At 59.3% G+C, this 18,682-nt stretch carries 20 protein-coding genes; 5 read left to right on the top strand and 15 right to left on the bottom strand.

The window, feature by feature from the left end; genetic code table 11:
* Positions 1-29: 29 nt before the first annotated feature.
* Together IEX53_RS11275 and IEX53_RS11280 are read right to left on the bottom strand one after the other, a co-directional pair.
* Positions 30-1,796 carry a GMC family oxidoreductase gene (locus IEX53_RS11275; protein WP_188824274.1) on the bottom strand — a complete coding sequence of 589 codons (1,767 nt, stop codon included), beginning with the start codon at positions 1,794-1,796 and terminating at the stop codon, positions 30-32.
* 3 nt (positions 1,797-1,799) lie between these two features.
* Positions 1,800-2,501, bottom strand: a complete 702-nt coding sequence (locus IEX53_RS11280) for a gluconate 2-dehydrogenase subunit 3 family protein (RefSeq protein ID WP_188824275.1) — start codon at positions 2,499-2,501, stop codon at positions 1,800-1,802.
* A 319-nt stretch (positions 2,502-2,820) separates the two neighbouring features.
* On the opposite strand from IEX53_RS11280, the gene IEX53_RS11285 reads away from it, so the two are divergent.
* On the top strand, positions 2,821-4,008 hold the full coding sequence (locus tag IEX53_RS11285) for an ROK family transcriptional regulator (RefSeq protein ID WP_188824276.1): 1,188 nt from the start codon (positions 2,821-2,823) through the stop codon (positions 4,006-4,008).
* A 4-nt stretch (positions 4,009-4,012) separates the two neighbouring features.
* On the opposite strand, the gene IEX53_RS11290 is transcribed toward IEX53_RS11285, so the two are convergent.
* The 5 genes from IEX53_RS11290 to IEX53_RS11310 form a co-directional block, all read right to left on the bottom strand.
* Entirely contained in the window at positions 4,013-5,020 is a 1,008-nt protein-coding gene (locus tag IEX53_RS11290; RefSeq protein WP_188824277.1) for an SIS domain-containing protein, read from the bottom strand.
* A gap of 64 nt (positions 5,021-5,084) precedes the next feature.
* Positions 5,085-5,975 carry an ABC transporter substrate-binding protein gene (locus IEX53_RS11295; protein ID WP_236016147.1) on the bottom strand — a complete coding sequence of 297 codons (891 nt, stop codon included), beginning with the start codon at positions 5,973-5,975 and terminating at the stop codon, positions 5,085-5,087.
* A 56-nt stretch (positions 5,976-6,031) separates the two neighbouring features.
* The gene (locus IEX53_RS11300) at positions 6,032-6,817 is read right to left on the bottom strand and encodes an amino acid ABC transporter ATP-binding protein (RefSeq protein ID WP_188824278.1); all 786 of its coding nucleotides are present in this window, start codon (positions 6,815-6,817) and stop codon (positions 6,032-6,034) included.
* Positions 6,814-7,680 (bottom strand): amino acid ABC transporter permease, encoded by an 867-nt coding sequence (locus tag IEX53_RS11305; RefSeq protein ID WP_188824279.1) that lies wholly within the window; start codon positions 7,678-7,680, stop codon positions 6,814-6,816. The genes IEX53_RS11300 and IEX53_RS11305 overlap by 4 nt, the downstream gene beginning before the upstream one ends.
* Positions 7,677-8,633, bottom strand: a complete 957-nt coding sequence (locus IEX53_RS11310; protein ID WP_188824280.1) for a BadF/BadG/BcrA/BcrD ATPase family protein — start codon at positions 8,631-8,633, stop codon at positions 7,677-7,679. Before IEX53_RS11310 ends, IEX53_RS11305 begins: the two co-directional genes overlap by 4 nt.
* A gap of 595 nt (positions 8,634-9,228) precedes the next feature.
* Between IEX53_RS11310 and IEX53_RS11315 the strand changes: the two genes are divergently transcribed.
* Positions 9,229-9,933, top strand: coding sequence for a transposase (locus IEX53_RS11315; protein ID WP_236016148.1), 705 nt, complete (start codon positions 9,229-9,231; stop codon positions 9,931-9,933).
* 52 nt (positions 9,934-9,985) lie between these two features.
* On the opposite strand, the gene IEX53_RS11320 is transcribed toward IEX53_RS11315, so the two are convergent.
* From IEX53_RS11320 to IEX53_RS11345, 6 genes are all read right to left on the bottom strand, one after another.
* On the bottom strand, positions 9,986-10,819 hold the full coding sequence (locus IEX53_RS11320; RefSeq protein WP_188824281.1) for a sulfite exporter TauE/SafE family protein: 834 nt from the start codon (positions 10,817-10,819) through the stop codon (positions 9,986-9,988).
* 171 nt (positions 10,820-10,990) lie between these two features.
* Positions 10,991-11,698: a fumarylacetoacetate hydrolase family protein gene (locus IEX53_RS11325; RefSeq protein ID WP_188824282.1), complete on the bottom strand. Its 708-nt coding sequence runs from the start codon at positions 11,696-11,698 to the stop codon at positions 10,991-10,993.
* On the bottom strand, positions 11,698-12,450 hold the full coding sequence (locus tag IEX53_RS11330) for an ABC transporter permease (RefSeq protein ID WP_188824283.1): 753 nt from the start codon (positions 12,448-12,450) through the stop codon (positions 11,698-11,700). The genes IEX53_RS11325 and IEX53_RS11330 overlap by 1 nt, the downstream gene beginning before the upstream one ends.
* Positions 12,451-12,459: 9 nt before the next feature.
* The gene (locus IEX53_RS11335) at positions 12,460-13,266 is read right to left on the bottom strand and encodes an ABC transporter ATP-binding protein (protein ID WP_188824284.1); all 807 of its coding nucleotides are present in this window, start codon (positions 13,264-13,266) and stop codon (positions 12,460-12,462) included.
* A 1-nt stretch (position 13,267) separates the two neighbouring features.
* A complete protein-coding gene (locus tag IEX53_RS11340; protein ID WP_236016149.1) occupies positions 13,268-14,116 on the bottom strand; it encodes an ABC transporter permease in 849 nt (282 codons plus the stop codon).
* 10 nt (positions 14,117-14,126) lie between these two features.
* Positions 14,127-15,116, bottom strand: a complete 990-nt coding sequence (locus IEX53_RS11345; protein ID WP_188824285.1) for an ABC transporter substrate-binding protein — start codon at positions 15,114-15,116, stop codon at positions 14,127-14,129.
* A gap of 287 nt (positions 15,117-15,403) precedes the next feature.
* Here IEX53_RS11345 and IEX53_RS11350 point away from each other — a divergent pair, with 287 nt between their 5' ends.
* From IEX53_RS11350 to IEX53_RS23890, 3 genes are all read left to right on the top strand, one after another.
* Complete coding sequence (locus IEX53_RS11350) at positions 15,404-16,087, top strand: FadR/GntR family transcriptional regulator (protein WP_188824286.1); 684 nt, start codon at positions 15,404-15,406, stop codon at positions 16,085-16,087.
* 36 nt (positions 16,088-16,123) lie between these two features.
* Positions 16,124-16,249 carry a type II 3-dehydroquinate dehydratase gene (locus tag IEX53_RS24170; protein ID WP_268902581.1) on the top strand — a complete coding sequence of 42 codons (126 nt, stop codon included), beginning with the start codon at positions 16,124-16,126 and terminating at the stop codon, positions 16,247-16,249.
* 65 nt (positions 16,250-16,314) lie between these two features.
* Positions 16,315-16,527, top strand: a complete 213-nt coding sequence (locus tag IEX53_RS23890) for a type II 3-dehydroquinate dehydratase (RefSeq protein ID WP_505815330.1) — start codon at positions 16,315-16,317, stop codon at positions 16,525-16,527.
* Here the strand turns inward: IEX53_RS23890 and nagA are convergent.
* Both nagA and IEX53_RS11365 read right to left on the bottom strand, forming a co-directional pair.
* Entirely contained in the window at positions 16,485-17,642 is a 1,158-nt protein-coding gene (nagA, locus tag IEX53_RS11360; RefSeq protein ID WP_188824287.1) for an N-acetylglucosamine-6-phosphate deacetylase, read from the bottom strand. The two genes, IEX53_RS23890 and nagA, sit on opposite strands and share 43 nt — an antisense overlap.
* Positions 17,639-18,667 carry an SIS domain-containing protein gene (locus IEX53_RS11365; RefSeq protein ID WP_188824439.1) on the bottom strand — a complete coding sequence of 343 codons (1,029 nt, stop codon included), beginning with the start codon at positions 18,665-18,667 and terminating at the stop codon, positions 17,639-17,641. Before IEX53_RS11365 ends, nagA begins: the two co-directional genes overlap by 4 nt.
* Between the last annotated feature and the right edge of the window lie 15 nt (positions 18,668-18,682).

Raw genomic sequence — 18,682 nt, forward strand, 5'->3', positions numbered from 1 at the left:
CGTACTGTCTAGCTGCGGGTAAAATATCGTTATGCCGGCACCAGCGGCCCTTCGTTCTTGAGATAGCGGGTGCGGATGGCATCCGCCGCCTTAAATGCCAGCGCGCCGACGGTTCCGGTCGGGTTATAGCCAGCATTCTGCGGAAAGGCGGAAGCACCGACGACGAAGACATTCGGCACGTCCCAGCTTTGCAGATATTTGTTGACAACGCTTGTTGCCGGATCGCTGCCCATGATCGCGCCGCCGGTATTGTGCGTGCTCTGATAAGGCACGACACTGTATGGCTTTTTGAGATAGTGCGGCACGATCTGACGCGGGTTCATGGCTTTCGCGATCCCCGCCGCTTTATCAGCCACATAGTTGATCATGCGGATGTCATTGTCGGGAAAATCGAACGTCATGCGCAGGAGCGGTCGGCCCAGGCGGTCCTTATAGGTAGGATCAAGGTCGAGATAATTGCCGCGCGTGGCATAGCTTGAGCCCTGCGCGTTGAGATAGAGATTGCTTAAATAATTATCAGTGGTGGCTTTTTTCCATGTAGAACCCCAGCGCGGCGTTCCCGGCGGTGTTGGCCGCGTCGAGATCGGACGCCCGTTGGTCATATTGTACATGATTCCCGCGCCGCCGACGAAATCGAGGCCGGAATGATCAAAGCTGTCGCCATTGAAATTGTCGATACCCTGCCCCATTGCCCCGGTCGAGATGAATGGATTGAAGTTCTTGTTATCAAAGAACATTTCAACCCCGGCATAGGTCTGATAGGCATAGTTGCGCCCGACCGTGCCCGTTGCTGTTTTCGGGTCGTACGCTTTGCCGATTCCGGACACGAGCAGCAGATGTACGTTGAAGAGGATAAAGGCGCAAACGAGCACGATATCACCCGGCTGCTCCCATTCCTGTCCTTGCGCATCGACATAGGTAACGCCGGTAGCGCGCTTTCCCGACCTGTCTAGATTGATTCTAACCACTTCGGAATTCACGCGGCACTCAAAATTGGATTTGCGCATCAGGACCGGCAGAATGGTCGTTTGTGCACTCGCCTTGCTGTAATTGGCGCAGCCGTGACGGTCGCAAAAGCCGCAATAGGTGCACGCGCCCATAACCACGCCGAGCGGATTGGTATAGCTTTGCGAGATGGTAGCCGCCGGTAAGGGAAAAGGATGATAGCCCGCCTCGCGCGCGCCTTCCGCGAATAAAGTTGCGCCATAGTTCATATCGAGCGACGGCAGCGGGTATCCCCGAGTTCGCGACCCTTCGAACGGATTGCCGCCCTGCTGAAGCGTACCGTTGATATTGCCGGCCGTGCCGGAAATACCGGCAAGGTATTCGAACTTGTCGTAATAAGGCTCCATCTCCTCATAGGTGACGCCCCAGTCCTGAATCGCCAACTCTTCCCCGATGAATTTTGCACCATAACGTTCAACAAGATGACTGCGGCAGCGAAAATCACTGGGCAGGAACCGCCAGGTTAGCCCGCTCCAATGTACGCCCGCGCCGCCGACGCCATTGCCCGGCAGGAAGGATCCAAATTCGCGGATCGGCAGCGCCTCCTGATTGGTATTGTTGCGAAACGTCAGCGTGCTCTGTGCGGGTCTTAAGAAAAGATCCTTTCTGATCGCGTAGCGCAATTCATCCTGAATGTAGCCCGGATTAAAGTCGCTCGCGGTATCGCGCCAGGGGCCGCGCTCGATAGCGACCACATCGAGCCCCTCGTCCGTCAGTTCGTTGGCGAGGATCGAACCGGTCCAGCCCAGTCCGACGATGACCACATCCTTGCGGGGAAGCTTCGTCGCCATGGCTTAGGCTTTCCCGGCGCAGTCGCTACGGCCCGTGATGTTGGCTGGAGCGTAGCGTGTACGGGCGAAACTGGCCTTTTTCCAACGCTGGCTGCTGGTTTCGCCATAGACAGGATCAGCAAGAAACCCTTCCATCGTGTCTTGCAGGACAAGTGCGAAGAAGGCCTTGGGATCCAGCGCGCCGAGATGGATGGCTCCTTGCTCAAGTCCTTGCAGCACCTTGTCCTGCTGCCGGGATCCAAGCTCGGGAAACGTCTTCCCGCAAAAAGTGCTGCGGCAATATTCATTGAGACGGGCAAGACCGGACCGGTAGCGCTGCGCCGGGGAATTGACCGATTGTGCATTGAATTGCGGCAAGCGCCCGGTGAAGGGTTCCTCCATAGCATGTCGCTCCGTGCTGGGGACGATGCGGGCAAGCTGGCGATCGATGAAAACCGCGCATCCCGCTTCCTTGCCGCCAATATCCAACTCATCAGCGAGGATAAGGCGATCAACGATGGCCTCAACCGTTGCCGCTTCCTCATCGGTGAAGAACAGCCATGGTCCCGCTTGTGGCGGAACAGGCGGACTGGCCGCGAAGGAACTCCAGGCCAGCCGCCCTGCGACGGAACGGGCCAACACCGCCGGCCTGGAGGCGAAAAGCACGATGATGGCCCTGGCCCCAGGGGCCTGCCGATGGTTTGAATTGGTATTGGAAATTTTCATTATAGCTTCCATGAGAGATCGAAAGAGAAACTACTCGATGAAACAAGTATTATTCAATGTTTTTTATGAAAAATTGAATTAATTTCAAACAAAATCCAGTGCATGCGGAGATTAAAAGGAAGATGTAGACGATGTGCCTTGTTTGCCGCTACTGGCTGCTCTTGGCTTTGCCGCAGCCTTTGCAGTTTCGCGCGGAACCGTGAAGTGGCGATCAGATTACGGGACCATGAGCAGCCGGTGACCTGAATGCCCGCTGCTTGTTCTCAGACGGCGGTCAATGGTAAGGAGGGTTTACGAATAACCGAATCCGGGGTGCCCCTTGACCGCCTCTTGGCCAACGCCGTTTATCGACGCTCCATCGCTGACGGAAAGCTCCCGTGCGGTGCTGCGGTTGATTGCGAATAACGGCCCGGCGACGCGCCCGCAGTTGAGCGCTACGCTGAATTTCTCTAAGCCCACCATGTCCGCTGCGGTGAGCGAGCTGGAGCGGCATGATCTTCTCGCACCGGTCGGCATCAACCGTGGGTCGGTTGGGCGCACCTCAGTGACCTATGGTCTCGCCCCCAAGGCAGGCTTCGTCGTCGGTCTCGATTGCGGGACGACGCATATCAGCGGGATTGCGCGCGGGCTCGATGGGGAGACTCTTGCTACAATCTCCCAGCCACTCGCCGAGTCAGAGCCCCGGCAGCGATTTCCAGTGCTCGAAGAGGTTGTCGCGCGGCTTGTCGGGGAGTTCGATGCGCAGGCTATGCCGCTGCGATCGGTCGCCATCGCCATGCCCAACATCATCTCTCCAGCGCTCGACCGCATGCACGAACGTGACACGCTGCTGCCAATCCTTGAGCGCCTGCAAGCGCGTTACGGTGCGCCGGTATTGCTTGAGAACAACGTCAATTGCGCGGCGCTGGCCGAATATCATGAGGGCGCGGCAAAAGAGCATTCCTTCGCTGTCTACATGCAGATCGGCGTCAAGATCGGTGTCGGCATCGTGCTGGATGGGCGGCTGTTTCGGGGCTTTACCGGCGGCGCGGGCGAGATCGGCCACCTGCCCTTTCCCTGGTCGCAACGCGAACAGCCGCAATGGCAGGAGGTCGAAACCTATATGGGCTCGGCGGCGCTGCTCAAGCGCGCTGCGGCGATCTGGCCGGCGGTTGAGGGCAATCCGCCGCAAAGCGCCAATGAACTCTTCGCACGAGCTGACGTATCGGCAACTGCGCGCGCCATTATCGAACAGCATGCGCGTGATGTCGGCAATCTGGTCGCCGCCTGCGTCAGCTTTCTCGATCCTCAATTGATCGTCCTGGGCGGCGGCGTGGGACAAAGTCCGCTGCTGTTGCCGCACGTCTGCGAGGTGGTGAAGCAATTGTGCTGGCCGGTCGAAGTGGTCAACGGTCAATTGTCGAACGAGGCGACCGTTCTGGGCGCCGTACGCCTCGCCATCGATTATGCGATGGCGAGGCTGCTTGGAGAAGAGGCCAAGCCGGCCTTCCTGTTGTCCAGCCGCTGAACCGTCAACGGTCCCGCTTGGTGTCGGTCTGGCGATAGCGGAACTCGCAGACCGGCAGGCCGGCATCTTCCGACAGGGTGGCGATGAGGAGTTGGACCGGGATCGCCTGAAGGATCGCGTCGCCGATGCCTTCGCAGAAAGCCGGGACGTGGATGACGACGAGATTATCGGCGTCAAGCACATCGGAGCGCGATGTCACCAGGACAGACGGAATGCCGAAGCCTGCGAGATCCTGCGCGAGCTTGACCTCGCGGCCATTGCCGAACAGGAGCACGCCGCTGTCCTTGTCATTGGGCTCCATCGGTCCATGCAGGAAATTGAGCGTATCCCAATCCTGCGCCGGCACCCGCGCCGCCTCCCGGATGAGAAGGGCCGCATAGCCGGCAGTGCCGAGCGCGACGCCAGCCCCGACACAGTCGATGGATTTCTTGCCGGCCAGCAGGCGCGCCCCCTTGTCCGCCTGCGCGCGCGTATCGTGCAGAACCGTTTCGGCACGGGCAGGCAGATCCGCCCACGGCGCGCCGGACGGCCTGCCGGCCTTGTCGGCGATCATGGCTGAAGTCAGGAGCGAGCCCAGATAGCTTGTGGTGTTCGGGCCGCTGTCCGGGCCGCTGCTCGTGGCGATCATATGCTTGACAACCCGCGATAGCGGTGTGCCGTCCGCCTTGGCGATACCATAGGAATGGGCATGCGGGCGCAACTCCATGGCATGCGCAGGTTCTTCGCTTCGCCCCGAAGCGGAGAGGGCAATATAGGCGCCACCGGCGTCGATCGACGGATCATAGAGATCGGTGCCCGGCAATGCGAAAGCACGAAGCCCTTGCGTACGCATCTGCGCCGCGGCGGCGACGGCGGCATAGAGGCTCGCGCCGATGCCGACGAGTACCGCCGGACCGCTCCTGATCGGTTCGATATCCAGCGTCTCGAGCCGCGTCGAGACTGCATCAAAGCAGGCTTTCAAGGCGGCGGGTTGCATGGCGATAGCTTCGCGGTATGGCATTCTGTCGGTCATGGTCACTTCCGTTTGCTGTGGAAGCCGTTAACCGGAACTATATTCCGATTAACGGCAGATGGTCTCAGTCGAGCTTCATGTAATCGGCGAAGCGGGCGGCATCGTTGATGGTCACCTTGTCGAGCTTGTTCTCGCTCAAGCCCCATTTGTCGAAGATTTTGGCGTAGGCGCCATCGTCAATCATGGCCTGCATGGTTGCGGCCAGCGCATCGCGAAGCTGCGGATTATCCTTGGCGACCAGCATGGCCTGATAGCCGGCGGCATATTGGGTGCCGCTGATCAGCTCCAGCTTCTTGCTGCCTTCCGGCTGGTGCTGGAGGGAGTAGGCGGCGACACCGGTCGTATCCATCGACAGATCGACGCGTCCACTCTGCAGCGCGATCTTGATCTGGTCGTTCGATGGAAACTGCATGACCGTGAGGGGTTTGTCCGCCGGGCACAGCGTCTTCTGCTTGTCGAGCAGTTGCAGTGGGATCGATCCCTGCACCGCGCCGGCACGCAGACCGCAGGCATCCTTCAGCTTGTGAACGCCCTTCGGATTGCCGTCCAGCACGATGATGCTGGTGCCTTCAAGCATGTAATTGACGACATCGACGATCTTCTCCCGTTCGATGAAATCGCCGAAGGCCGACATGCCCATGTCGAAGCGCCCGGCCTGGATGCCGGGGATGATGCTGGCGAACTGCGCCGGCATGTCGATGAACTTGACGCCCAGGCGGACGCCCATTTCGCTGCGCAAATCCTTTTCAAGGCCGATAATGGTCTTGTTGTCCTCGCCATAGAAATTATATGGCGGCGTCTGCGGCTCGGTTCCGACCTTGATTTCGCCCCCCGATTTGATCTTCTCGGGCAGCATGTCATGCAGCTTTTGATCGAGACCGGCGGCTGAAGCCGATAGCGAAACCAACGCCGCGGCGGCGGCGAGCATGAGTTTCAAAGTGTTCTTCCCTTTCATGGCATTCCCCTTTTATTGAGCACGTGAAGGACGTGCGGCCTTATGCCGAGGAGATGTCAGTGCATCCGCCTCAGAAACGAACGGGTTCTCTCCTGTGCCGGGTTGTCGAGCACCTGGCGCGCCGGGCCCTGCTCAACGACGACGCCCTGATCCATGAACACAACCCGGTCAGCGACGTCGCGGGCAAAGGCGATCTCGTGTGTCACCACAATCATCGTCATTCCGCCGGCTGCGAGTTTGCGCATGACGTTCAGCACCTCTCCGACAAGCTCGGGATCGAGCGCCGAGGTCGGCTCGTCGAACAGCATGAGCTTCGGGCTCATGGCCAGTGCGCGGGCGATAGCGACGCGCTGCTGCTGCCCGCCTGAGAGCTGATAGGGATAAGCGTCGCCGCGGCCCTCCAGATCCACCATCTTCAGCAATTCGCGAGCTCGTGCGATTGCCTCCTCACGTGGCTGACCACGATTGAGCATGGGAGCCTGCGCGATATTGGTGATCACATCGTGATGGGCAAAGAGATTGAAGCGCTGGAAGACCATACCGATATCGCGGCGCTGCACGGCAAGCTCCCTGCCGCTCATCTCATACAGCGCGCCACCGCGCCCGTGATATCCGATGAGCTGGCCATCGACGAGGATGCGACCGCTGGTCATGCGCTCCAGATGATTGATGCACCGCAGAAAGGTTGATTTTCCGCTGCCGGAAGGACCAAGCAGGCAAACCACCTCGCCCTTGTCGACGGTCAGGTCGATGCCTTTCAGGACGTCGAGCGAGCCGAAGGATTTGTGCACGCCGATCGCCTGAAGAAGCGGAATGCGGTGCGGAGTTTCGGGAATGTTCATCCTTTCCTCCCTTCGGCGCGCATCAGGCGCAAGGCATTCCGCCATAGTCCGGGGCTCTCATGCGTCGACCTGGAAAGCCGTTGTTCGATTGCCATCTGGACGGCGGAGGCAATGGTGGTCATCACCAGGTACCAGATGCTGGCGACGATCAGCAGTTCGATGATCAGGAAGTTCCTGGCATAGATGTTCTGCGCCCGGGTCAGGAGGTCCTGCGCCGCCACGACGGAGACAAGCGACGTCGTCTTCAGCATCGAGATGGTCTGATTGCCAATGGGCGGGATGATCACCCGAAGCGCCTGCGGAAAGATGACCCGCAGCATCGACTGCACCGGTGTGTAGCCCAGCGCCTTTGCCGCCTCGTGCTGGCCCTTGTCGACCGCCAGCAGACCGCCGCGAATGATTTCCGCCATATAGGCTGCCTCGTTAAGGCTCAAGGCAAGCAGCGCAGCGACAAAGGCGGTGACAATTGTGTTGGTCTCGATATGGAACACACCGATATTGATGCTGGGAATGAAGAGTTGGATGTTGAACCAGAAGATGATCTGCACCAGAAGCGGCGTGCCGCGAAAGAACCAGATATAGAGGCTGGCTAATCCGGAAAGGACGCCATTGGGCGACAACCGCATCGTCGCCAGCACCGCGCCAGCGAAGATGCTGATGATCATCGACAGCAACGTGAAGATGATGGTTAGACGCACGCCATCGAGGATGGTCTCGTCGAAAAGATATTGCGGGATCGCCGACCAGGTGATGTGGCGGCTGGTTCCGACCATATAAAGCAGCAGGACAACAAGGGCGGCCAGCAGAGCGGCGGCGAACCGCTGCCCCCAATTGCGCGCGGGGATGATCTTTTGCGGCGTCATGCAGCCCTCCCATCGTGGTTCGCCATAAGCAGGCCATCGGCATGCGGTATCGGCAAGTTTTCCGGCAATTGCGCGGCATCCAGCATGCGCGCCAGCTGAATGGCTCCATGGACCGGCGGCTCATGCAGCAACGTCAGGGATGCGCCCGGCAGGCGCTCAGCGAGGGCGGCCTGAAACGCCTCGAAAAGCCCGCGCTGGCGGGAAATCACACCGCCGCCGGTAACGATATCAGTGGTTGGCGCGCCGCGCCGGACGAGTTGTTCGGCAAGCCTGGCCAGCGCGCCCCCCGCATGGCCTATCACCTTGCGGGCAAGCTCGGAGCCCGCGTCGGCCGCTGAGAAGATCAAGGGCGCAAACCGGCCTATGCCGGCAGCCGAGCCGATTTCGCCCAGAGCCCGGCCAAGCTCGATCGGCGAGGACACAGCCAGCGCTCGCATCAGCGCGTCCCCGAGATCTTCGAGGCCGTCGCCTTCATCGATTGAAGCGCGCACGGCGCGAGCCGCTTCCCGCACCATCCCGCTGGCGCTGCCGTCATCGCCCAAATACCAGCCCCAGCCGCCTGCGGCGAGCATCCGACGCTGGTCGTCGCGGGAAACAGCTATCGAGCCGGTGCCGCTGATCACCGATATGCCTGATGTTTTTCCGGCTGCAGGCAGCAGCAGCTCTGAATCGTTGAGAACGAGTACTTTGCCGGGCAAGCGGCGCGCCAGCCTGATTTGCAGTGCGAGCCGGTCTTCGTCGCTGTCGCAGCCATGGGCGCCTATCACCGTCACCGTGGGAGGTTTTCCTTCGGCCGTGGCGGTCACCAGGTTAACGAGTGCGCTCGCATCTGCCTCATCATCGAAGCGGCCACGCCATTGGCCGGTCGGAAGAATCCGTTCGCCGACCAGCTTGCGGTTCTCGTTTGCCAGCAAGTGGGTCTTTGTTCCCCCGATATCTATTCCGACAAGCATGCGTTCCCTTTCGTTTGATTAGGAAAGTTACCTAATTAAACGAAAGGTGCAAGCGTTTTTTTGCCGGTCCGCTACCGAGCCGACCGGACCAGTCATATCTTGGCATGTGTTTATCACATCGGCTCGTCGGCTAGCCGGCTCAGAGCTGCGTTCCCTTTATGGAAGCCAACTTCGGGATTGACGGCCAGCAAAGGCCTCCTCACTCCCGGCGATATTGCGGTTTGCCAAGTTTGGTTGCGCTTGCTTCAGTGTGACCAGGAAATAGCGTCTCAATCAAAGCCTCGTGGCAAGGACCATAGCGAAGGATAATTTCCTCAATACTATAAACCTCTCCCGCGAGAAGCGACGCGCTCCGGCAGGAATTTGCGCGCATTGGGTGCAAGGCATGACTTTGCGATCACGTCGTTGTCATGCAAAGCGGTGGCTTCGTCGAGATCGCAACGAAACGGCGGCCCGATGTGACGGGAAAAATATCCAACGCGATTGCCCCGCGGCAATTATATGGGATAAAGCTCGATGCGAGAGTTGAATGCGAGGACAGTCCGCATTACGCAATGGCTTGCTATGCAGACGTTTGTGTCCCAGGGAAGAATTTATGAGGCAGCCGGCCCGACCGTTTATCGTGGAAGTCAAAAAAAAGCGCGGCCTTCAAAAGCAAACTCGTTCGATCTGGGCCGATGTTGATCTGTCTGCGTTTGCCGCTGAGACGGCAAACGAGACTCCCTTCGCCCAATTGCCGGGTCATCCGTTTGTTGACTCCAGTATGTCGCTCGTTAATGCTGCAACAAAACACAAATCTTTCGCGGAGCACCATATGGCCCACCCTCAGGAAACCGAAGCAGAACAGATCGCTTCTGAAGCGCCTGCCAAAGCAGAAGCGCCCGAGACGAAGGGGATGGCCCCACGGTCGTCTAAAGCAAAGGCGGAATCCAGGCCGTCCGCGAGCAAGAAGGCAACCCGGATGGCTGAATCTTCGATAGCTGCGGTTCGAAGCCGTCGAAAGCTCCATTCCCCACAGGAACGCACCCAAATTCTCAGCGATATCGAACAGTCAGTCGGTGGCGGGCAGAGCATCAAGAGCGCGGCCACAGAGGCTGGCATATCGGAACAGACGTATTATCAATGGAAGAAGACTGCGGCTCCTGCTGCAGCCCCTGTAGCAGCGCTTGTTTCAGAGAACAACGATCTAATAAAGGATCTGCTGGCGCTTGAAGAAGAAAACAAACGCCTGAAGAGCCTGCTTGCGGAACGTCTGCGCAAAGAGAATGCCGAACTGAGGAAGAAGCTGGGGCTGGAGTAAGAGCAAAACCGGCAATCGCGCATATAAATGGATGATGTTCCGCCCCCTCTAACTAAGCGAACCAATGCCGATAAACATCGGAAAGCATCTTCACTGAGGTAATGGCGAGGAAAATGCCGAAAAGCCGGCGCAGCCATCGGGGATCAATCGTATGGGCGGCTCTGGCGCCCAACGGCGCAAAGAACATGCTGGTAAGAGCGATGGCGATGAAGCCGGCGCCGTTGACATAGCCCCACGAGAACGGTGGAAGCCCGCTGGCGTTCCAGCCGTTTATCACGAAGCCGATGGCGCCGGGCAGAGCGATGATCAGGCCAATGACGGAAGCGGTACCGACTGCGCGGCGCACTGGATAATTGCACAGGCTCAATGTCGGAACGGTCAGTGTGCCGCCGCCGATACCCATCAAGGTGGAAATCCCCCCGATAATGGTTGCCATCAGCCCCTGAAACGGCTTGGCGGGAAGGCTTTTCATCAGGTGCATGCCTTCGGGCGTCAGCAGCATATGCATTGCAACCAGCGCCGCGACGACCCCGAACACAGCGGTGAGCAGTGCGCCCGGCGAGATGCCGGCAAGGATGACGCCGATGAGAACACCTGATGCCACGAAAAACGCCCACCATTTCAGTAGCGCGGTGTCCACCGCGCCGCGGGCGTAATGCGCCTTGATCGACTGGATGGATGTCGGAATGATCGTCGCCAATGACGTTCCGACCGCGATATGGGCGCGCAGCGCCACATCCACATCGAAAGCTGCCAGCACATGGTAAAGCACCGGCACCACGACGATGCCGCCGCCGACGCCCAGAAGCCCGGCCAGAAACCCTGAAAAGCAGCCGACGAGCGCCAGGCCGAGAGCGAAGGGAAGCAGGAATGCAATGCTGTACATGAAACGCGGCCCATGAATCCGCCCTGCCCGGCAAACATGCGGGGCAGCGGATGATGAAGATAAGTCGGCAAACTATGACTTACGGCTGCCAAAGCAGCCGCTGAACCGATATCGATCGGGCCGGGCATCGCTGTCTTGTAGGGGGAGCAACACCCGGCCAATCGGCGGAAATCACACGACGCGGGTGTGGATCTCGCCGACGCCGTCGATACCGCCCTCGATCCTGTCGCCGCGCACCACCGCGCCTACACCGGCTGGCGTGCCGGCGAAGATCAGGTCGCCGGCCTGAAGCTCGAAGAGGCCCGAGAGATAGGAAACCATTTCCGGCACTTTCCAGATCATCTGGTTAAGGTCGCCGCTTTGGCGCATCTGGTCGTTCACCTTGATCCAGATGGCCCCGGCGTCCGGGTGACCGATTTTCGAAGCGGGGATCAGCGGCGAGCAAGGTGCGGACGCCTCGAACGATTTGCCGGTTTCCCATGGACGGCCCATCTTCTTCGCCTCGCCTTGCAGATCGCGCCGGGTCATGTCCAGGCCGACGCCATAGCCATACACATGCTCCAGCGCCTTTTCGACGGGGATATCGATGCCGCCCTTGTTCAACGCCACGACCAGCTCAATTTCATGATGCACGTCGCTGGTCTGTGACGGATAGGGAAAATCCTCGCCCGAAAGCAGCAGCGCATCCGGGTTCTTCTGGAAGAAAAACGGCGGCTCGCGATTGGGGTCATGGCCCATTTCGATGGCGTGATCGGCGAAATTACGGCCGACGCAATAGATGCGGTGAACTGGAAACACCGCGTCGCTCCCTGTGACCGGCAAGGCTGGAATGGGCAACGGCGTAAAGAGGTATTTTTGTCCAGAAGTATGCACGTTCATTATCTTTCTCCAGCGTAATATTCGAGACGTTTTTCGAAGGTCTCTATCAGCGCGGACAGCAGCATTGCCGCCGCGAAAAGGATCATGGTCAGGGCCCAGAAGCTTTCCATTTCAAAGCTGCGGGAAAAGAGCTCGAACAGCTCGCCATAGCCGATGATCGATACCAGGATCTGGCCGATGACCACACCCTTGACCCCGCGGATCAACCCGATACGGATCCCCGCCAGGATCTCCGGCAGGGCTGAAAGCAGGATGATCTTGACGAACAGCGTCCAGCCGTTCGCGCCGTAGCTGCGGCCCATTTCGATGAGCGATTGCGGCACCTGCATGACGCCCGCCCGTGCGTCGAGGACGATGATCCACACCGCGAACAGGAAGACGGTGACGACGACCGTCGTCTCGCCAAGGCCGAAGAGGATCATCAGCACGGGCACCAGCGCCGACAGCGGTGCGCTGACGAACATGTTGACCCACAGGCCCATCAGATTATCAACGGCCTTGAAGCGGCCCATGAGAATGCCGAGCGGTACGCCGATGCCGATGGCCAGCGCCATGCCGAGGGCAAAGCTGCGCAGCGTGATGATCGAGGCGGCCTGCCATGAACTGGTCTGCACCAGTTGCACCCCGGCCTCGAATATCCCGCTCAGCGGCGGGATCAGGAAGATCAGGTCGAGCCGGCCGACGATTTCCCAAAGCAGGGCCCAGACGATGAGCGAAGCCATCATCGGGATGCGGTATCCGAACAGTGTCATTGCCCCACCTCAATCCGCATATTGCCTGAGCCCGTCCCAGATCTCCTCGACGGTGTCGAGATAAGCTGGGGCGCGGCGAATGTCATCCGGCGAGGCGCTTCGATCGATATCGGGATCGATTATTTGCGATATCCGTCCGGGACGCGGCGACAGCAACACGATGCGGTCCGAGACATAGACGGCCTCCTCGATCGAATGGGTGACGAAGATGAAGGTCTTCTTCTCTAGATCGACCAGCCGGAGCAGATCCTCCTGGAACTTGCGGCGGTTCTGTTCGTCGACAGCCGAGAACGGCTCGTCGAGAAGCAGCACGTCGGCATTGACCGCGAAGGCGCGGGCGATACCGACGCGCTGACGCATGCCGCCTGATAGTTCGTGCGGATATTTATCCTCGAACCCGGTGAGCCCCACCTTTTCGATATATTGCATCGCCACCCGCTTGCGCTCGGCGGCGTTGACGCCGCGTAGCTCAAGGCCGAAGGCGACATTGCGCATCACGGTCGCCCAGGGCATCAAGGCGAAATCCTGGAAGACGAAGGCGCGCTCTGGCCCAGGACCGGTCACGACCCGGCCATTGACGCGGACTTCGCCGCTACTTGCCGGTATCAGCCCCGCGATGATCTTGAGCAGCGTGGTCTTGCCGCATCCGGACGGTCCCAGAAGCGTGGTCAGCTTGCCGCGCGCGAACTCCAGGTCGATATTGCGCAGCGCCTCCACGTCATTATAGGTCTTCGAAATGCCGCGAACCTGGACGACGGCATCGTCGCCGGTCGCCGGAGCGTCGGCGTGGACAGGGGATTGGACAGCTTGCGGCATGTTACCTCTTCCTCTTTTCAGGACGCAGGAACCGGAGCTCGAAACGTTGCAGTCCGGCGAGCGTGACGGTCGAGACGACGATGATCGACGCAACGGCCGCATACATATGCGCGTAATTGGCGACGGAGCGGTGATAGGTGATCAGATCGCCGACGCCTGTTGGCGTGATCAGCAGTTCGGCCAGCATGACGCCAATGAAGCCGGCGGCGATGCCGAGCCGCAGGCCGGCAAACATCACCGGTGAAGCATCGGGAATGATGATCTTGACGATCTGCTGCAGGCGCGTGCCTTGAAACGAACGACACATGGCGATCAGCGACGGGTTGACGTGGCGAACCGCCTTGTAGGAGTTGAGCACGATCACCGGCAGCGCCAGCATGATGACCGCAAGCGTCTTCGCCGTCAGGCCGATGCCGTAGACGAAGGTCACCAGCGGCACGAGAGCGGCCATCGGCGCTGCCTGCAGCACGATGAAAACCGGCGCCATCAGCCATTCGGCCTTTCGCGACAGCCCCATCGTGATGCCTATGGCAATGCCCAACATGGCTGAGATGGCGACACCGAGCAGCAGCGGCTGCAATGTCAGGAAATAGGCATGCACCATCGTTCCGTCGAGGACCATCTCCACGAAAGCGACAAGCGTCGCGGAGAAGGTCGGAAAAGCGATGCTGATCGGTATCAGACCGGCAATCTCCCAGGCACCGAACAGGAGGGCGAGAGACGCGACCGACCACAGCGCCGGCCTGGCGGCAAACGCCTGACTGAGGAACTCCGTGATATGAACAGGACTTTTGGGGACAGGACTTTTGTGCATCCCGGTCACGCCACCCATTTTGACGGATGAAGACATTCTCTCGTCCCTATTTGGTGCCGATTTTGGCAAGTGCGGTGTTGAGAGGCCCGAGTTCCCAGAAATCCGCGACCTTGAGTTCATCGGCCTTGCCGGTAAGCGCACCGGAGATCGTGTAGAATTCGAAATCGTCATGGGCCGCCTTTTCGCCGCCGCCATTGACCGGCAGCCCCAGCTTCGCGGCTTCTACGAAATACGGCTCGATATCGGCGACCATTTCCGGCGTGGCATCGGGCAGGAGCTTGTATTTCTCGCGCAGCGCCAACACCGATTTCGGATCGGCCTGAACTTCACGCCAGGTGGTGAGGATCGCCTCGATCAGCTTTGCTACGCCTTGCGGATCCTTTTTGAGAAAGGCCGTATTGGCGAACAATGCCTCGTCGGTCGCGCTGACATCGTTGACCGGCAGGAAGATAAACTTGCCCGGCGCCTTGTCTTCAAGAATGCGCTTGCCCGAGGAATCGACGATCGTCGCTTTGACATTGCCTTGCAGCAATGCGCCGGTGCGCACTTCCGCGCCCGGCACAAAGGAAATGTTGGAATAGGCGATGCCGTGCTTGTCGGCCATCAGCCGCATGATGGCTTCCGTACCAGAGCCGCGCGAATGGACGGCGATCTCCTGCCCGTCGAGATCCTTCCAGCCCTTGTAGAATTCGGAATTGACCACGGGATAGAACCGCAACTGGCTGAGTTGCAGGAACATGCGGATCGGCGCTTTGACCTTCTGGATGAGAGCATAGGGCGCGCCGATGCCGATATCGGCCTGTCCGCCTACCACGGCCTGGGCCGCGATATCCTCCGATTTCAGATAGGTCACCTTCAGGTCGAGCCCCTTCTCCCTGGCCCGCTCGAAAGCGATCAGCAGATGCAGGGATTCGACCGTCGCAATATCTCCAAACGCGATGCGGATCGGATCGGCGGCAGCCGGTGCGGCGGCGAAAAGCGCACTGAATGTCAAAGCGGCGGCAGCCGCTCTCAATCTGACAGCAAGTCTGTACATTTTTTCCCTCCCAAGGTGATTGGTCGAACACCCCTCCTCAGGTGCAATTCAAACCAATTCATGAATAAACTAGATTGATATCGCTTATGGAGTCAACAGCACACTTGATATCTCTGGAGGTTCAGCGCGCTGCCGATATGCGAAAAACCCCAAAATATTGTATAAAACTGTTGAATAACAATGAATTAATTAGATATGCCAATGGCACGAAATCCCGAGTTCCGAATGATTGACAGAAGGGATTCAAGTGAATATAAATCGAACCAATCGTTAAATTGGTTTATAAAATGATAGATTTGATCGAGACCAATCGCCAACCGGACGTTGCAGCCAGGCTGCGGGATTTCCTGTCGGAAACGGAGTTGCCCAGCGACGGACGCCTGCCGCCCGAGCGCGAACTCGCGGAAATTCTTGGCGTTGGCCGCGCGGCTCTGCGCAAGGCGCTGGCGGAATTACAGGCCGAAGGGCAACTCTGGCGTCATGTAGGCAAAGGCACGTTTACGGGAAGCCGGCCCATCGATACTGTTGCCGATGTCAGCGCCATGGCACGGCGCAGCAACCCGATCGAAGTGATGGGCGCAAGGATCGCGATAGAGCCCGAGATAGCCCGCTGTGCGGCGCTGAACGCCACGCCTGCGCAAGTCGCGGATATGCGCAACTGCATCCTCCGCACCCGCCAGGCGCCATCATGGCGCCAGTATGAGCTGTGGGATAACAGGCTGCATCGCGCCATCGGCGAGGCAACGCAGAACAGTCTGCTATTGGGCCTGCTCGATACGCTAAATGCAGTGCGGCGGGAGGTGACCTGGGGCCGGCTGCGCGACACGCCGGTGCGTCCGCCTGCGGACCATCACAGCTTCTGCGAACATGATCAGATCGTCGGTGCCATCGCCAACCGGGACACCGCCGGCGCTGCCGCCGCGATGCGCGCCCATCTGCAGAATGTTGAACGGCATCTGCGCAATTCCTGAAGCAGTGCAGGAGTGCAGGAGCGCCCTTGTGGAATCTTGAGTAGAAACGGTGCAAGGGCTGAGATTGGCAACCGGTGCCACGCCCATGCTGCAGCGATCAGCCTGCAACTCGAATTTCGCCAGTCCAACCATGACGGCCAGATCGCCGACTGGATCCAGTAACGCGGTAGGCGGCTCAGGGGCTGGCCATCAATGCAGCAGGCCTGTTCTACAGTTCTGGCCCGATCCTGGGTGCTCTGCTCGCCTATGACGGCCCCGATCATCGAGCGCATATGAGCAATATCTGGAAGCGTGAGCCGTTCCGGCATCACTTGTACATTTCCAAGGCTGCCACCGGCGTCATTGTCGGTTTGGCGCGCAATGGCGTGGTCGTGCATGGTATTTTCGGATTCCGAGCCTATGCAACCGACCTATCACCGTCTATCCATGTTGCGACATGATCGAGACGATCACTCAATACAATGAAATCGGCCACGCAGTTTGGCTTCAGGAAGCCATATCGCTCATTAAGTCCAACCGCTTTGGCGGGGATGCTGGATGCCATCGCCAACGTGCGCTCAAGGGACAATCCGAGTAATTGGTGGACGAATTTCACGCTTGCCAACATGTCTATGTCTGCGCCAGCCAACGTACCATCCGCAAGTCTTAGGCTTCCTGCACTGCGATGAATCGGCCGTCCGTTCAGCTCAAAGCGCGCCAGTGCCGTTCCGATCGTTTGCATTGCGTCCGTGACGAGGAAGATATCGCCAGGCAGCTTTTTTGACCGTAGGGCAATCTTCATTGTCACCGGATCGACATGAAAGCCGTCTGCGATCAAGCCGGCATAAATCCGGCCATCTTCCAGTGCGGCCCCTACGATCCCTGGCTCGCGGTTGCCGAGCGGGCTCATAGCGTTGAACAAATGCGTGACCATTGAAGCGCCGGCGTCGAAATATGCCCGCGCAGTCCGCAGTGTGGCGTCGCTGTGTCCGAGGCTGACCACAACCCCCGCCTCAACCAGCTTTGCAACTTGCTCCGCGGAAACATTTTCCGGCGCAATCGTGGTCAGGAGGAAACCGGCCTGCTTGCGATATCGACAAATTGCCGCCAAATCATCCGCCGTCATCGGACGGATGAATGAGGGATTGTGCGCGCCCTTGCGCTCGATAGACAGATGCGGTCCTTCCAAATGAAGGCCGAGGAAACCCGGAATCTTGGCAGCGTGCGCCTGTCGCCCCGCCTCAAGGGCACGTGCCGTTACCTCGGGCGTGTCTGTGATCAGGGTCGGCAGCAGTTTGGTGGTGCCGAAGCGAGCGTGGGCGTTCGTGATCTGACGAATAGCTTCAAGCGACGTTTCCTCTCCGAAACGGACGCCTCCGCCCCCGTTTACCTGAAGATCGATGAAGCCCGGAACGATCTGCTGTCCGTCGTAGTCGATACGATCGGCATCGCCGGGGATAGCCGAAACTGGCACAATGCCGACGACATGCTCATTCTTTACTAGCAAGGCGCTGTTCTCATGCCAGTCGGATCCGTCGAAAATGCGAGCGGCGGTGATTGCCCTCAAGGTTGTCATCGTGTCTGGGTCACTTTTTTAAGGGCGACGGGCTGATCCGGGTTCAAGCCGCGGCGACGCGACAGTTGCTCGCAAAAGACATAGAAGGGGACGATCAGGGCGAGAGCGTCCGTCAGCGCATGTCCGGTTTCGGCGAATGACAATGACTGGGCCGATGTGGTCTTCTTCGAGGTTACGAAGACATTTGCGCCGCGACCCGCAAAATCGTCAGCGAGCGAGAGCGTGGCGGCTTCCGAAGCGTCCCTTCCGGCGAGCACAAGAACCGGGAATCCTGGCGCCACCAGCGCGAGCGGCCCATGCATGACCTCGGCGACCGAATAGGCTTCTGCATGGAGATTGGACGTTTCCTTGAATTTCAGCGCGATTTCCGACGCGATGGCGAGGCCAGGACCCCGCCCAAGAATATAAAGAGACGTCGCGTCCTCGAGTGAAGGAAGCATGGCGCTCCAATCGACCGCAAGCGCTGCGCGGAGTTGATCTGGAAGCAACCTGACCGCTGACTTGAGATCATTATCGTCAATCCACTCCGCAAGAACGGCCAGTCCGGCCACGATGGAGTTGACGAACGATTTCGTCGCGGCCACCGCAAGCTCCGGCCCGGCGGCGAGATCGATTGGTATTTCCGCCTGTTGCCAGATTGGCGAGTTCGGCGTGTTGGTCAGCCCTAGCGTCAACGCGCCCTGCCGTCTTGCTGATGCACACATATCGATGATGTCCGGGCTACCGCCTGACTGGGAAATAGTCAACGTCGCTGCCTGACGAAGATCGATCGGGCGTTCGTAAATGGAGGCAAGCGAGGGACCAAGGGACGCGACGGCTTTGCCTGCATAGAGCTCGATCGCGTATTTTAAGAAAAGAGAAGCATGATCCGATGAGCCTCGCGCGATCGTCGCCACGAAAACCGGATCTTTGTCGGCCAGAGCTTTGCCCGCGGCCTTCAGCTGGGAAGCCGAAGCATCCAGCAACCGCGCCACGGCGCTGGGGATCTCCTCGATCTCACGCCGCATATTGGTCGTCGCTGCCATGGTTGTCATCCTCTG

Source organism: Paramesorhizobium endophyticum (assembly GCF_014640615.1).
In the GTDB taxonomy this organism is placed as follows: Bacteria; Pseudomonadota; Alphaproteobacteria; order Rhizobiales; family Rhizobiaceae; genus Paramesorhizobium; species Paramesorhizobium endophyticum.

Coding starts and splice junctions, on each gene's coding strand:
- IEX53_RS11280 (WP_188824275.1), bottom strand. CDS start 2,501: ATGAAAATTTCCAATACCAATTCAAACCATCGGCAGGCCCCTGGGGCC.
- IEX53_RS11350 (WP_188824286.1), top strand. CDS start 15,404: ATGATAGATTTGATCGAGACCAATCGCCAACCGGACGTTGCAGCCAGG.
- IEX53_RS11325 (WP_188824282.1), bottom strand. CDS start 11,698: ATGAACGTGCATACTTCTGGACAAAAATACCTCTTTACGCCGTTGCCC.
- IEX53_RS11345 (WP_188824285.1), bottom strand. CDS start 15,116: ATGTACAGACTTGCTGTCAGATTGAGAGCGGCTGCCGCCGCTTTGACA.
- IEX53_RS11305 (WP_188824279.1), bottom strand. CDS start 7,680: ATGACGCCGCAAAAGATCATCCCCGCGCGCAATTGGGGGCAGCGGTTC.
- nagA (WP_188824287.1), bottom strand. CDS start 17,642: ATGACAACCTTGAGGGCAATCACCGCCGCTCGCATTTTCGACGGATCC.
- IEX53_RS11330 (WP_188824283.1), bottom strand. CDS start 12,450: ATGACACTGTTCGGATACCGCATCCCGATGATGGCTTCGCTCATCGTC.
- IEX53_RS11310 (WP_188824280.1), bottom strand. CDS start 8,633: ATGCTTGTCGGAATAGATATCGGGGGAACAAAGACCCACTTGCTGGCA.
- IEX53_RS11290 (WP_188824277.1), bottom strand. CDS start 5,020: ATGACCGACAGAATGCCATACCGCGAAGCTATCGCCATGCAACCCGCC.
- IEX53_RS11320 (WP_188824281.1), bottom strand. CDS start 10,819: ATGTACAGCATTGCATTCCTGCTTCCCTTCGCTCTCGGCCTGGCGCTC.
- IEX53_RS11335 (WP_188824284.1), bottom strand. CDS start 13,266: ATGCCGCAAGCTGTCCAATCCCCTGTCCACGCCGACGCTCCGGCGACC.
- IEX53_RS11275 (WP_188824274.1), bottom strand. CDS start 1,796: ATGGCGACGAAGCTTCCCCGCAAGGATGTGGTCATCGTCGGACTGGGC.
- IEX53_RS11365 (WP_188824439.1), bottom strand. CDS start 18,667: ATGGCAGCGACGACCAATATGCGGCGTGAGATCGAGGAGATCCCCAGC.
- IEX53_RS11300 (WP_188824278.1), bottom strand. CDS start 6,817: ATGAACATTCCCGAAACTCCGCACCGCATTCCGCTTCTTCAGGCGATC.
- IEX53_RS11340 (WP_236016149.1), bottom strand. CDS start 14,116: ATGTCTTCATCCGTCAAAATGGGTGGCGTGACCGGGATGCACAAAAGT.
- IEX53_RS11295 (WP_236016147.1), bottom strand. CDS start 5,975: ATGAAAGGGAAGAACACTTTGAAACTCATGCTCGCCGCCGCCGCGGCG.
- IEX53_RS11315 (WP_236016148.1), top strand. CDS start 9,229: ATGAGGCAGCCGGCCCGACCGTTTATCGTGGAAGTCAAAAAAAAGCGC.